Raw genomic sequence first — 13,541 nt, 5'->3', positions numbered from 1 at the left:
TTATTGGTGGAGATTCAGGGGGATTTCCAGCTGACCCTTATTCCCTTGATGCCGTTTTTTACTTCCCTGTGGTCATGCAGTATGTCAAAACCGTTCTTTTCATAGAAACCTATGGGTGACCTGTATTTTTCTCCGTTGTGTTTGGGTTCGTTATCGTTGTCTATGACCCATCCGTGAAGCTCGGCAGTGCGTTCCTTGGCAAGTGTCAGCAGGCGGGACCCGAGCCCCTTACCTTGTTGATCGGGGTTTAAAAGCATGGCAAAACACTGCGCTCCGTCACGGATAAAATAAACAAGCCACCCTTTGATGTTCTTTTCATCGTCCAGCAACAGGAGATGATGTTTGTCTGCCAGGGAGCGGAGGTATTTTTCAAAAGACCTGATATCGGGGAGTGAAAGGGCATTCGGGTATTCCCTGTTCCAGAGGTCCAGGATCTGCTGTTTTTGTTTCTCCGAAAGGGCTCTCTTTTCAATAAATTCCATTTTACGTATAATATAGGGGTTATGATCGGCGAAATGACGGGACATTATACAGCCCCGCCGATTCCTGTTTTTGCGATAAATATTTGTGGTCCGTCCGTCTTATAGACTTTTTCCGGAGCTCACCTTTACGGATGAGTTAATATACGGAATTTTTCTGTTAGAAGGTCTTAATCTCCAGGACAGCACAGCCAAAACTGCAAATAGTGCAGGAGCCGTTATTTCCCCGATACCTTCGCTATTTGCCAAATGTGAAAAAACAGCTCCGGTCATGGCAAAAAAGAAACCTGCGTAGGCCCATTCTTTAAAAAGCCGGAACCGGGGTAGCAACAATACAGTCACCCCGATTATTTTCCACGTTCCGAGAATGGACATAAAATAGGAAGGGTACCCCAGGTTCAATATACCATCAGCGGTGCCCTGCAATCGTAGTAATTGTGCAATACCACCCGAAAGCATACCGAATGAGAGTAAACCCGTGGTGATCCAATAAGCAATTTTCCTGCACTTTTCAACTTTATTATTTTGTTTCATTTTAAAAAGATATATGGTTATATCTTAATAATGATCGAAAACATTTGAATTGGACACAGGCGGGATTTTTTTGATCCCGGATGGATGGCAGACAGGAAAAAACCGGGTGATCTAATGCTCTTTTGATCCTTGAAGATACGTTTCCTTATCCCAGGCAATAACCTGCACCCCTGTTGAATAATGGATCTTATCGGGTTTATTCGATCGTATTAAGCCGTTAAATCGCGGATAATTGACTTCGGCATGATGTAATTGAATATCGTATACAGGCCATGCTACATGATGAATGTCAAAGGTATTGATGGTACGCTCCGTATCCTGGAAAAGGGCATATCTTTCGATGAGCCAGTGATCCAGCGGGGTCCTATCCCGGACCGGAGAACCAATGGTATATTTTATATTTAAATGATCGTTATAATTTTGATTTAAAGATGTATATATCCCTTTATCTCTATTCATAGTTGAATAACGGTATGGGAGTTCTGAAAGCCGTTTTGCTACTTCACAGGAGATCTTCGTTCCGCCTTCGATACTTAAAAAATAAACCCCCGGTTTGTCACGGTATCTGACATAGGTCCTGATGTTGATCTCGTCGAAATCCGAGATCGGGGGAAAGGAGGGCAGATACCTGTACCTTATCTTTTCCATGGTAAAAGCAACAAGGGATACCCAGGCTTCCCCGTTATGCAGGTCGATTTCCAGTTCGTCCGGAACAAATTTCTTCAATTCTTCCGGTTCAACCCTCCAATGCAGAAATACGGCATTGTTCCATTCCTGATAAAATTTCCAGTTTCCCTGCGATAGCTCCCAGGGACGGTGTTCGGTAGTTTTGAGTATTTGTTTTACGGTCATGTTCGAATGTTTTACCTGCTAAACGCCTTTCCGGCATCTTCGGGCGTATTTACAAAATTGATCCGGCCTGTTCTGTTACTTTCACGAATAAAATCCCTCAGGCTTTTACTCGATATGTTTTCAAAGTTGCCTATGATGGCCAGTTTAGCGTTGTAGTTGGAGAATTTTTGAAGTATTTCTCCGGCCACCCCGGTTTTCAGGTCAAAAAACGAGGGGATGAGATGTTTTTCCCGTATCATGATATTTTCTGCTCCCTGATACATACTGTTCATCATAATATCCAGGGCATCCTGTGCATTTTTGATCTCTACCTTATCCGAGATGAGTTCTGCAACGGAGACATGGTTTATTTGCCTGATATTAATTTGCATAGTTGTTTGGCGATCTGGGGTATATCGTTAATCCCGGGTGTTTGTTATTGTATTTTGCAAGCGCAAATATAACAATTACGGATCAACACATGGGAAATTCAGTAACGACAAAGCAATTCCCGGAAACCAGTTATAAAGGATTTGCACCAAAGGAAGGATGCTCCAGAGTAATTATAAGCAAATGGGAATACAGGGAGGTGTTTATACCGGAGAAACCGGCCTCAGGGATAAATCTTATTCCGATTACGGCTTCCATTTCCGATCTTAATGGATGGTTGAGCTTGTTCATAAACTCTTCCTCCCATAATAGATAAAAAATATTAACTTCGTTTACCTTTGAAGAAGGCATAAATGGCCATGGCATGTCCGTGGCCAAGGCCAAAGTCATCTTTAAGCCATTGTACAACCTGCCCGGCTTTGATTCCGGGAGTTAATTTTCCCTGGTGCAGGAGTCCTTTTTCTGTGGCAAGTTGTATAAAATCTTCCGGGCTTTTCCCGGTTTTCGTTTCAATATTGGTTAAATACGCTTGGAATGACATAAAATTAATGCTTTAGGATTTGTTACATACAAATTTCCCGATAATACCTGATATTCCGAAGGTGCAAAAAGGCCATTTCAGAGGGTATAATGGGACAAATGTGTACTTTTGGGAAACGCCGGCCTGAAATTCCGGATATTATTTTTTGCGACAGGTGCTTTTACCTTGCCCCAATGGGTATGGATACCGCGATCACCATAAAAAGGGGATTAATTTACAGGTCCGTTTCTGATAATCGGAATACACATCTCCAAACAGGTCGGCCAACAATTGTTCTTCCTTGTTGATCTTGGCGTACAACCCGAATATATAGAGCCCGGTAATGACAATGCCTACTATTCCTCCCGTAACAAGGCAGGTTCCTATAAGTGCCGCAATAAATCCGGTATAAATAGGGTGCCGTACAAAACGATAAGGACCTGTTACGATCAGCTCGTGATCTTTTTTGGCGGTGACACCGCCACTCCAGTTCCATCCCAGAAGTAAACGGGACCATATGGAGGTGAAAATACCGCATACACAAAGTAAAACCCCAAAATTCTGTATGATGTCGTATTGAGGTATGATGCTTTCTGCTACCGTGCCTTTAGTAAAAAAAAGAGGTAAATACAGTGCGGAAAAAATAATGACATATCCGGAAAATGCAGCGATTTTCTGGGAAACTGTACGGGTGCTGACATTTTCTTTGGTCTTGTTGCGCTGCCACAACCATATGATAGAAAATAACAACCAGCAAATAATGGTTGTATAAACCTGGGGACTAAGGGAAACGTTCACAGTGTATTTTGATTGGGTTGAATAGCGTAAAGATACGATTATTTACTTTTTAATTTAGTACATGAAAAAAAATCAGCTATGATATAAGACCGCAGGACGTAAGACATAGGACTTTAAAATGTGGATAAAAAGGTGTCAAACACAACCTTATAAACTGAATAACCTGTAAATAAGTGAGCTAAAATTAAATGAGTGATTTCAAAATATAAAGTTTAATTACTCCTCGGTCTTATATCTTATGTCCTGAAGTCTTAAGTCCGGGAATAATAGATTTTAAAATTTTTGTCAATTAAGAGAGTATTAACTTCCAGTGCTATATGTTTTGCTCAAACCGGATAAAGGCCATATATTTACAACATTAAAATCTCTTTATAAATATTAGTTTTCAGTAGAGTCTAAAAGGCTTTTGTGTACGCGATCGGCTTTTCCGGCAGGATCGGGCGCAATTTTTGTATCTAATTTTATAAAGAGTAAATCATGCATAAAAACATAAAAATAGCCGTGATCGGCGGTACAGGTAAATCGGGAAAATATCTTACCCGACAACTGACAGACCAGGGTTTCCCCATAAAACTACTTCTGAGAAACCCCAAAAATTTAATAATTAACCATCCGAATGTAGAAATTGTAGAAGGAAATGTAGCTAACTATGCCGATGTTCTTCGGTTAATAATGGATTGTAAAGCGGTTATAAGTACATTAGGATTGGGTGTCCCGCCCAGTGAACCTACTATATTCAGTCAGGCAACGGCAAATGTTATAAAGGCAATGAATGTATTGAATGTGCACCGCTATATTGTAATTACCGGCCTTAGTGTAGATACGCCTTTGGACAACAAAGGGCCGAAAACTGCATACGGAACGGTATGGATGAAAAAAACGTTTCCGGTTTCAACTACGGATAAACAAAGGGAGTACGAAATACTTACCGCAAGTTCTGTGGATTGGACATTGGTTCGTCTCCCACTGATAGTACAAACCGAAGAAAGCTGTAAAGTGGATATGAGCCTGAAAGATTGCCCCGGAGATAAAATAAGCGCTACGGATCTGGCAACTTTTCTTATCGGACAACTGGATTCGAAAAGTTTTATAAGGAAAGCTCCTTTTATTGCTAATATTTAATTTTGTGGATACAGGATGTCTAAAAGAGTGGAATCCAGTCATGCGGAACTTGTTTCAGGGTGACGTAAAAATTAGCTTTTAGGCATCCTTTACTTTTTCTGTTACATGGAACTGCTGCTCTCTTATTTCATAAATTATATTGTCCTGGTTATTTTCGTCTTTTTTACCTGTAATGCGTTTAAACCCGTTTCTTTCCAGCAATCTTTTTGAGCTTTCATTATCCCTATGGGTATAGGCCTCAATAGACTCGAGGTTTAAGTTGTAAAATCCGAATTCAAGAATACTTTTTAAAGCCTCGTTCATGATGCCTTGCCCTTGAAATTCAGGGCTTAAGTCATATCCGATCTCTGCGGTTTTACGGCCTTCCGGAAAATTCCACAGGCAAATGCTTCCGATCATTCCGGGATTGTTATTTTCGGAGATGCTCCAATAGTACATATCCCCCTTTTTTATTCCACCCTCAATTTTTGAAATAAAAGCAAGTGCTTTTTCTTTTGATCCTGCATCCGGCCTTTTAACAAATTTATTGACCTCTTTGTCGGTACGCAGGTAAGCGATCATTTCCCAGTCTGCGGAATTTAGTTTTCGCAGGGAAAGCCTTTCCGTATTTATTTCGATAAAGTTATTGTTATTCATGTCAGTTCTTTTCCTTAAAACAATATTACGAATATTTTTATGGCGCAACGTATCGACCGTTGACCATCCCTATACAGGCTGTCTTCTAAAAATAGTCTTTACGTCACATTGTTTTGTTCTGTTAAACCTTCTTTTAATTGTAATAAAAACAATTAAAGCTATCGATTGGTGTTGAAAAACGCAAAAAACTCAATTTATTTTAAGAATAATTCATTTTTGCAAATATTATACAACAGATGGTGAATTTAAGACAATATTAACATTTTTAAACTACATACATTTGATGAAATGTGAAAACACTACTATAAAGGTATTTTTTTAAGTAAAAATATCGGGATCATATCAAGTAAAACCACCAACCAATTTTAAAACTATTGAAAGCATGAAAAAAAACTACCAAAAGAGGCGAATGCGTTTGTATGTCCTTCTGCTGTTTTGCGGAACGATGTCTTTTGCCCAGAAGAAAGTAAGTGGGGTTGTCACTTCTGAAGATAACAACCAACCTTTGCCTGGTGTTTCTGTACTTGTGGTGGGTACGACCACAGGGGTATCTACCGATTTCGACGGCAAGTACAGTATCAGCGTTCCTGACGATAATAGTACCCTGGAGTTTTCCTATATCGGGATGATTTCACAGCAGGTAAAGGTAGGGGGGAAGGCCACGATAAACATCACATTAAAGACCGATGTTTCCACACTGGACGAAGTGGTTGTTGTCGGTTATGACACACAGACGAAGGAGAGCCTTGTGGGCTCTATTACCCAGGTGAAACCCAAAGATCTGAAAATACCCTCGAGTAACCTTACTACCGCATTGGCCGGCCGGGTTGCAGGGATGATCTCTTATCAGCCTTCGGGAGAGCCCGGGCAGGATAATGCCCAGTTTTTTATCAGGGGTGCCACCACTTTTGGTATCCGCCAGAGCCCGTTGATATTGATAGACGGTATTGAATTAACTACAAACGACCTGGCGAGGATGCTGCCGGATGATATAGAGAGTTTCTCGGTTTTTAAAGATGCCACTGCAACGGCAATCTACGGTGCCCGCGGGGCAAATGGCGTCATCAGCGTAACCACTAAAACCGGGGAAATTGGCAAACCCAAAGTGAATTTAAGATATGAAAGCTCCCTTTCCCAACCAACAAAAAATGTGGAATTTGCAGACCCTCTCACATATCTGCGCCTGCACAACGAAGCCGTAAGAACCCGCGACCCTTTGGCACCGCTTCCGTATGCCCAGAATAAAATAGACAATACCTTACTGGAAGGCAGTAACCCGAATGTCTATCCGTATGTTGACTGGCAGGATGAGCTCCTCAAGGATTTTACCATTAACCAAAGGGTTAACTTCAGTGTGGCAGGTGGCGGCAAGGTGGCGAGATATTATGTTGCCGGTGGGTTTTCGCAGGACAACGGTATCCTGAAGGTAGACAATCGGAATAATTTTAACAACAATATAGACCTCAAAAAGTTTTCACTAAGGTCTAACGTAAACATCAACCTGACCAAGACCACAGAAGCCATTGTCCGGTTAAATGCCACGATCGATGACTATACCGGCCCTATACCGGGAGGATCACAGGTTTATAATATGATAACCCGGTCCAACCCGGTAAGGTTCCCGGCTTATTTTGAACCGGATGAGGCCAATGAATTCACAGAACACATTTTGTTCGGTAATGACGAAGGAGGGAATTTTCTTAACCCTTACGCAGAACTGGTACGCGGTTACCGGGATTACAGCCGCTCTTTGAACCTTGTACAACTGGAGGTAAAGCAGGAACTGTCTTTTGTGGCACCCGGATTGCGTTGGCGGTTTCTGGGGAATATAAACCGTACTTCCGCCTACGGGATCAACAGGGCCTATAACCCGTTCTATTACAGGGTTGGCCTATACAATTCCGCAGAAGATAAATATACCTTAACCCCCTTGAATGAGGACAGCGGTACCGAATTCCTGACCTTCGATCCGAATGATAGCGACAGGATAGTCAATTCCGTGATATATATGGAAACCGCGTTGAATTATGACCATACTTTTAAGGAAAAACACACGGTTAGCGGGCTTTTGGTTGGGATCATCCGCGATTATGTGGATGGCAATGCCCAGGATCTTCAGCTTTCCCTGCCCAGCAGGAACGTAGGGTTGTCCGGACGGTTTACCTACGATTACGACAGGAGGTATTTTGTAGAATTCAATTTCGGCTATAACGGTTCGGAGCGGTTTTCCAAAGACCACCGCTTTGGCTTCTTCCCGTCGGTAGGTGCAGGATGGGTGATCTCCAATGAAAAATTCTGGAATATAGAAGCGGTGAATCGCTTAAAGATAAGAGGTTCGTATGGTGTAGTAGGAAATGATGCTATCGGAGACAGAAATGACCGTTTTTTCTACCTGTCAAATGTTAATCTGATCGATAATTCCAGGGGAGCCTCTTTCGGGACGAATTTCGATTTTTTCAGGCCCGGGGTATCCATATCCCGTTACGAAAACCGCAGTGTTACCTGGGAAACCGCGTATAAAAAGAATTTTGGCCTGGAGATAAACATGTTCAACGATGCCATCCAGTTCCAGGGCGAGCTGTTCTCCGAAAAAAGGACCAATATTTTACAAACACGTAGCGATATACCGTCTTTGGTTGGCCTTCAGGCCCCTATACGTGCTAATGTAGGCAAAGCAAAATCCAGGGGGTTTGAGCTTACATTGGATATAAATCACCAATTCAACGAAAACCTGTGGGTTTCGATCCGAAGCAATTACGTAGATACCCGCAGTGAGTTCACGGTTTTTGAAGAACCGGATTATGCAGGGTTTGGTACACCCTGGCTGTCCAAGGTTGGCCGGCCTTTAAACCAGGCTTACGGGTTTATAGCAGAACGCCTTTTTGTAGATGAAGAAGATGTTGCAAATTCGCCCCGGCAGGATTTCGGTGAAGTCATGGGCGGAGATATAAAATACAAGGATATTAACGGGGATGGTGTAATTACAGATCTGGACCGTGTCCCCATAGGAGAGTCCACCCAGCCGGAGGTCAGTTATGGTTTCGGCTTTTCGATAGGGTATAAGAATTTTGATATTTCAGCATTCTTCCAGGGCCTGGGCAGGATGTCCTTTTTTATAGATGCGTTTAAACTAACCCCTTTTTCGGATACAGATGTTTCCGGCGACCCCTATTACGATTATTTACCCGAAAAGAGATCGGAAAATCAAATAATACAGGCCTTTGCAGATAATCATTGGTCTGAAGACAACAGGGATATTTACGCCATGTGGCCGCGCCTCTCCACATATCCGGTATCTAACAATACACGGACCAACACCTGGTTTATGCGCGATGGAGCCTTCATAAGGCTGAAACAAGCCGAAATAGGCTACAATATAAAAGGCAGGAAAGGAGGCCTCCTCGGTCTGGCCGATATCAGGATCTACCTCAGTGGCACCAACCTGGTACACTGGAGCAAATTTAAACTATGGGACCCCGAACTGCGTGGCAAAGGATTTAATTATCCGTTGCAAAGAGTCATAAACCTTGGCGCCAGAGTTAACTTTTAAAAACTAAGACTATGAAAGCAAAAAATATAAAACTGATAGTGCTGTCCACACTTTTGTGGACCACCTCCTGTGAAAAATACATCGATGTGGTACCGGATAATATAGCCACCATAGACATCGCTTTTAACAGCCGGGTCAATGCAGAGCGCTTCTTTTATACCCTCTATGGTTATATGCCCGAACATGCCTCGACCTCCAATCCGGGCCTGATCGCAGGAGATGAAATATGGCTGAATGATGTAGCAGGCAGGGATTTGCCCGGGTTGAATATAGCCAGGGGCAACCAACGTGTCACTACCCCTTATTTGAATTACTGGTCGGGTTTTGGAACATTTATAGCCCTGAGGGATTGCAATATATTTTTAGAAAATATAGACAGGCCAAAGGATATCGAGGCACACGAAAGGGAAAGGTGGATAGCGGAAGCCAAATTCTTAAAAGCGTATTATCACTTCTGGCTGCTACGGATGTACGGCCCTATTCCTATTATGGACGAAAACATCTCCGTAGATAGTGATATAGAAGAACTGCGCAAAGAGAGAAGCCCGGTAGACGAAGCGGTAACGTATATTGTCTCTCTATTGGACGAAGCCATTGCAGATCTGCCCCCATTAATTCAGAATCCCGGAGAAGAATTGGGAAGGGTCACCCAGCCGGTTGCCGCGGCAGTGAAAGCAAAGGTGTTGATGTATGCAGCGAGCCCGATCTTTAATGGCAACAGTCAGTATGCAGGTTTTACAAATGATGAAGGAGAGGATTATATAAACCAGACATTCGACGCCTCCAAATGGGAAAAGGCAGCAGTGGCCTGTAAAGAAGCGATAGACATAGCTGAATCCAGCGGCCATTCCCTATATACCTATCCCGGCTCAGCACAATTCGAACTATCCGACTCTACCATCGTTAAAATGAGTTTGCGCGGAGCCGTTTCCGAAAAGTGGAATCCCGAAGTCATATGGGGGAGTGCCAACCCCACCGCCGGGTCCCTGCAAAATTCTTCCTTTGTAAGGGTAGATGCCGGTGTTAAGGCCGAAGTGGTGGAAAGGGTTAATTCTAATTGGGCGCCTACGTTCCGTATGGCAGAGTTGTTTTATTCCAGCAATGGCGTTCCCATAGAGGAAGACAAGGCCTACAATTACAGTGGCCGGATGGACCTGAGAACCGCAGGTGCCGATCATAAATATTATATACAGGAAGGGTATAAGACGGCCGCTCTGCATTTTGACAGGGAGCCGAGGTTTTATTCCTCCCTGGCTTTTGACGGTGGTATCATCTATGGCCAGGGAAGAAAGAATGACAAGGACCCCTGGGTGGTCCAGGCCAAAAGCGGACAGGTCTCTGCCAGGATCAACAGTTATCAGTATAGCGTTACCGGGTACTGGCCCAAAAAACTGATCCATGAAGATGATATACTGGCCAATAACTACACCCAGGAAACATATCCGTGGCCGATAATAAGGCTGGCAGACCTCTATCTTCTTTATGCCGAAGCCCTCAACGAATCCGGAGGCCCCGGTGCCGAAGTGTACCAATATATAGATAAAGTAAGGGAGAGGGCAGGCCTGGAAGGCGTTATGACCTCCTGGGCCAATTATTCCAATAAGCCCGGTAAACCCACATCAAAAGACGGCCTTCGGGAAATTATCCACCAGGAACGCCTCATTGAACTGGCTTTCGAAGGGCACCGGTTCTGGGACCTGAGGAGATGGCTAAAACTGGAAGCATATATGAACAGTGATATTAAAGGATGGGATATTGACCAGGAATCAGACCTGGAATATTACCGCTTAAGGACCATAGACCGTACCGTGTTTACCAAAAAAGATTATTTATGGCCTATTCCCGAAGCAAACCTGATCGTAAATCCCAATCTGGACCAGGCGCCCGGCTGGTAATTTTTTTAAACTTTAAATGATTAAAAAATGAAAAATATACATTTTTATTGTTTGCTGTTGTGTTTTGTTGTTTGCACAAGTTGCGATGACGATATACGGAGGCCTTTGGTTGCGGACGATATCCCTCCGGGGCAGGTGACGGACATAGAAATAAAGAGCATATCCGGCGGGGCTGATATAACCTATGCGCTTCCGGGTGATGATGACATTTTATATGTTGTGGCCCGGTTTCAACGTACTACCGGTGAGATGGCGAGCGTAAAGTCTTCCGTATATAATAACTCATTGACCGTAGAAGGGTTTGGGGATACTAACGAATATCAGGTACAATTATTTACCGTAGACCAGAGTGAAAATGAATCCGAACCGGTGGATGTGGTCATAAAACCCAAAACGCCTCCCATTCAACTTATCCGGGAGAGCCTGAGCATGGAAGCAGATTTCGGGGGAATGCACCTGTACTGGGAAAATGAAGCCGAGGCCCCCGTTTCCCTGATCGTACTCACGGATAACGAAATCGGACAGACAGAACAGATAGAAGTACGGTATTCTTCCAGGAAAGAAGACGATTTTGCCGTACGGGGCTATGATACTATCCCAAGGTCGTTCAGTGTTTTTATCCGGGACAGGTACGATAATATTTCTGAAGTTAAAGAAACCACTGTATCCCCATTATTTGAACAGTTACTGGACAAAAATCTTCATGCTCCTATGTCACTCCCACACGATGCACCCGATGCCTTCGGATGGGTGATGTCCAACCTGTTCAACGATGACATCGGTTCGGGTTTCCATACGCCCCAGGGTTGGAAAGACGACGACCCCTTGCCGACATACGAGGGCCAGGACCCGCACTTCTTTACATTCGACCTGGGGGTGACAGCCAAACTTAGCCGTTTGAAGTTCTGGCAAAGACAGGGGTCGTGGATCTATTTTCACGGAAATCCCAGGTATTACGAAATATGGGGAACAGACCAGCTCAACAGCGATGGCAGTTTTGACGGGTGGACCAAACTCGTGGAAAACGGAGAGGTCATAAAACCGTCCGGGCAACCGCTTCAGCAAAATTCCAGCGAAGATGTAGATGCTGCGGCCAGGGGAGAGGAAGCCACCATTATTTCCAGTGCGCCCCCAGTTCGCTTTATACGCTTTGTCAATTTACAAAGCTGGGCAGGGCCAGGAACCACCTACCTGCATATCATGGAAGTAGAAGTGTACGGCCAGGTTGTAGAATAATTTAAAAACAAAGCTATGATACCTATAAAAAACATATTGTATAAAGCATGGGCGCTTATCCTTATAATCGGGCTAAGCTACTCGTGCAATTCGGATATATACGACACCTATGATGATTATGTCGATCAGGAAGAACCGGTGAGTGTAGGGAAGCCCGACACCATTATATCGCGTTCGGGAAAGGAACGTATATTGTTTCAAGTATTCATTAATTCAGACCCCAAGATAAAAGAAGGTGTTATTCGATGGAGTGCGGAAGACTCCACAAACTTTAAAGTGGACCGTACCACATACCAAAGAGATTCGCTGAACGTGGAGGTCCGGATACCCGAAGGCAATTATGATTTTGAGGTATATCTCAAAGACAGTAAAGGAAACAAATCCATTGCCGTAGAACACTCCGCAACGGCTTATGGCGAAAATTACAGGTCCAACCTTGTATCGAGAATAGTCAGTACATTCTCTTTTGACGGTGCCCGGGCTATGATGGCTTTTGTGTCCGGTACTGAAAATGAAAGGAATACGGAAGTTAAATATACCAATACGGCCAATGAAGAAACCGTAGAGGTTATTTCCAGGGAAACAGATACAATACACCTTCCGGGTTGCGATGTGGAAAAAGATATTATGTACCGTACCTATTATGTTCCTACTCCGGCAGTGGAAGGTGTGGAAACCGCTCTCGATGAATTCGGATCGGATTGGAAAGTACTGGAGCTGCCAGAGATACTCCCGATCATAGAAAACATCACCTTTACGGATATACTGGGAGGGGTTACCGCAGATTGGAATAACCCGGACGGGCTGGACCTGAGACTGGATTTCGCCTATACGGCAAACGGGGAAGAAAAAACACATACCGTAGAATCCGGAGAAATAACAGGGAAAACCGCAATTTCCGGGATGGAAGCAGGAGAACAGGAGGTCCGGGTAACTATTTCGGACACAGAAGGCAATTCCTTTGGGCCCCAAACCTATGTCGTTGCCCCGGGAAAAGCAGTAAAACTGGACAAAAGCAGTTGGACCGTATATGATTTTTCGTCCGAAGAACCCGCTGAAGGAACGGAAACTTATCCCGATAATGGCAAGGCCATGGCAGTTATAGACGATAACCCGGATACCTTCTGGCATTCTGCCTGGGAAAACGGAACCCCGGAATATCCCCATTATGTGGTGATCGATATGGGGGCCGAAAAAACCATTGGCAGTTTTGAAGTGTTCAGGAGGCAGGGCAATGACAACGGACAGACCAGACACCAGTTCCTGGTCAGCAGCGATGGGGAAAACTGGACGGATGCCGGAACTTTCGACATGGATCCCGGTACGGATGAAGGTCAGAATTATACAATAATGTCAAATCCAACAGCGAGATATTTTAAGTACGTAGCCATAGAAGGCCCCGATCATTATGCTTTTCTGGCAGAGATCCATGTATATGGCCTGGAATAAAAGGGAGAGACAAGTTCCAACTTCCAAAACATAAAAAGCCCCGCCATGGGGCTTTTTATAATATGTACCAGGTCCAATCTAAAATAACAAACCTTCAACCT

The 13,541-nt window shown here is 43.8% G+C and carries 12 protein-coding genes; 5 read left to right on the top strand and 7 right to left on the bottom strand.

Going from position 1 to position 13,541, the window contains the following annotated elements:
* Positions 1–14: 14 nt before the first annotated feature.
* The 6 genes from KN811_RS04415 to KN811_RS04390 all read right to left on the bottom strand — a co-directional run bounded on the left by KN811_RS04415 (position 15) and on the right by KN811_RS04390 (position 3,504).
* Complete coding sequence (locus KN811_RS04415) at positions 15–482, bottom strand: GNAT family N-acetyltransferase (RefSeq protein ID WP_187967377.1); 468 nt, start codon at positions 480–482, stop codon at positions 15–17.
* Positions 483–581: 99 nt separating this feature from the next.
* Complete coding sequence (locus KN811_RS04410; RefSeq protein ID WP_187967378.1) at positions 582–1,013, bottom strand: DoxX family protein; 432 nt, start codon at positions 1,011–1,013, stop codon at positions 582–584.
* A gap of 111 nt (positions 1,014–1,124) precedes the next feature.
* On the bottom strand, positions 1,125–1,865 hold the full coding sequence (locus KN811_RS04405) for a YqjF family protein (protein WP_187967379.1): 741 nt from the start codon (positions 1,863–1,865) through the stop codon (positions 1,125–1,127).
* An 11-nt stretch (positions 1,866–1,876) separates the two neighbouring features.
* The gene (locus tag KN811_RS04400; RefSeq protein ID WP_187967380.1) at positions 1,877–2,236 is read right to left on the bottom strand and encodes a DUF4180 domain-containing protein; all 360 of its coding nucleotides are present in this window, start codon (positions 2,234–2,236) and stop codon (positions 1,877–1,879) included.
* 320 nt (positions 2,237–2,556) lie between these two features.
* Positions 2,557–2,775, bottom strand: a complete 219-nt coding sequence (locus KN811_RS04395; RefSeq protein ID WP_187967381.1) for a DUF4287 domain-containing protein — start codon at positions 2,773–2,775, stop codon at positions 2,557–2,559.
* A 192-nt stretch (positions 2,776–2,967) separates the two neighbouring features.
* Positions 2,968–3,504, bottom strand: a complete 537-nt coding sequence (locus KN811_RS04390; protein WP_216334674.1) for a methyltransferase family protein — start codon at positions 3,502–3,504, stop codon at positions 2,968–2,970.
* Between the two features lie 525 nt (positions 3,505–4,029).
* On the opposite strand from KN811_RS04390, the gene KN811_RS04385 reads away from it, so the two are divergent.
* Entirely contained in the window at positions 4,030–4,674 is a 645-nt protein-coding gene (locus KN811_RS04385) for an NAD(P)-dependent oxidoreductase (protein ID WP_187967383.1), read from the top strand.
* A 78-nt stretch (positions 4,675–4,752) separates the two neighbouring features.
* Here the strand turns inward: KN811_RS04385 and KN811_RS04380 are convergent, their stop codons facing one another.
* The gene (locus KN811_RS04380) at positions 4,753–5,310 is read right to left on the bottom strand and encodes a GNAT family N-acetyltransferase (RefSeq protein WP_187967384.1); all 558 of its coding nucleotides are present in this window, start codon (positions 5,308–5,310) and stop codon (positions 4,753–4,755) included.
* Between the two features lie 382 nt (positions 5,311–5,692).
* On the opposite strand from KN811_RS04380, the gene KN811_RS04375 reads away from it, so the two are divergent.
* From KN811_RS04375 to KN811_RS04360, 4 genes are read left to right on the top strand one after another with little or no spacing between them, the layout of a single operon-like run.
* Positions 5,693–8,860: a SusC/RagA family TonB-linked outer membrane protein gene (locus tag KN811_RS04375; protein ID WP_187967385.1), complete on the top strand. Its 3,168-nt coding sequence runs from the start codon at positions 5,693–5,695 to the stop codon at positions 8,858–8,860.
* 11 nt (positions 8,861–8,871) lie between these two features.
* Positions 8,872–10,755 (top strand): RagB/SusD family nutrient uptake outer membrane protein, encoded by a 1,884-nt coding sequence (locus tag KN811_RS04370; protein WP_187967386.1) that lies wholly within the window; start codon positions 8,872–8,874, stop codon positions 10,753–10,755.
* Between the two features lie 27 nt (positions 10,756–10,782).
* Positions 10,783–11,991, top strand: coding sequence for a DUF5000 domain-containing lipoprotein (locus KN811_RS04365; protein ID WP_216334673.1), 1,209 nt, complete (start codon positions 10,783–10,785; stop codon positions 11,989–11,991).
* Positions 11,992–12,006: 15 nt separating this feature from the next.
* Positions 12,007–13,440: a DUF4998 domain-containing protein gene (locus tag KN811_RS04360; RefSeq protein ID WP_187965514.1), complete on the top strand. Its 1,434-nt coding sequence runs from the start codon at positions 12,007–12,009 to the stop codon at positions 13,438–13,440.
* Positions 13,441–13,541: the final 101 nt, after the last annotated feature.

It is taken from the genome of Sinomicrobium weinanense, from assembly GCF_018863395.1.
Taxonomy (GTDB): domain Bacteria; phylum Bacteroidota; class Bacteroidia; order Flavobacteriales; family Flavobacteriaceae; genus Sinomicrobium; species Sinomicrobium weinanense.
The sequence above is the reverse complement of the archived record's forward strand: the minus strand, read 5'-3'. Positions and strand labels throughout refer to the sequence as shown.

Coding starts and splice junctions, on each gene's coding strand:
- KN811_RS04360 (WP_187965514.1), top strand. CDS start 12,007: ATGATACCTATAAAAAACATATTGTATAAAGCATGGGCGCTTATCCTT.
- KN811_RS04405 (WP_187967379.1), bottom strand. CDS start 1,865: ATGACCGTAAAACAAATACTCAAAACTACCGAACACCGTCCCTGGGAG.
- KN811_RS04375 (WP_187967385.1), top strand. CDS start 5,693: ATGAAAAAAAACTACCAAAAGAGGCGAATGCGTTTGTATGTCCTTCTG.
- KN811_RS04370 (WP_187967386.1), top strand. CDS start 8,872: ATGAAAGCAAAAAATATAAAACTGATAGTGCTGTCCACACTTTTGTGG.
- KN811_RS04380 (WP_187967384.1), bottom strand. CDS start 5,310: ATGAATAACAATAACTTTATCGAAATAAATACGGAAAGGCTTTCCCTG.
- KN811_RS04410 (WP_187967378.1), bottom strand. CDS start 1,013: ATGAAACAAAATAATAAAGTTGAAAAGTGCAGGAAAATTGCTTATTGG.
- KN811_RS04385 (WP_187967383.1), top strand. CDS start 4,030: ATGCATAAAAACATAAAAATAGCCGTGATCGGCGGTACAGGTAAATCG.
- KN811_RS04400 (WP_187967380.1), bottom strand. CDS start 2,236: ATGCAAATTAATATCAGGCAAATAAACCATGTCTCCGTTGCAGAACTC.
- KN811_RS04415 (WP_187967377.1), bottom strand. CDS start 482: ATGGAATTTATTGAAAAGAGAGCCCTTTCGGAGAAACAAAAACAGCAG.
- KN811_RS04395 (WP_187967381.1), bottom strand. CDS start 2,775: ATGTCATTCCAAGCGTATTTAACCAATATTGAAACGAAAACCGGGAAA.
- KN811_RS04365 (WP_216334673.1), top strand. CDS start 10,783: ATGAAAAATATACATTTTTATTGTTTGCTGTTGTGTTTTGTTGTTTGC.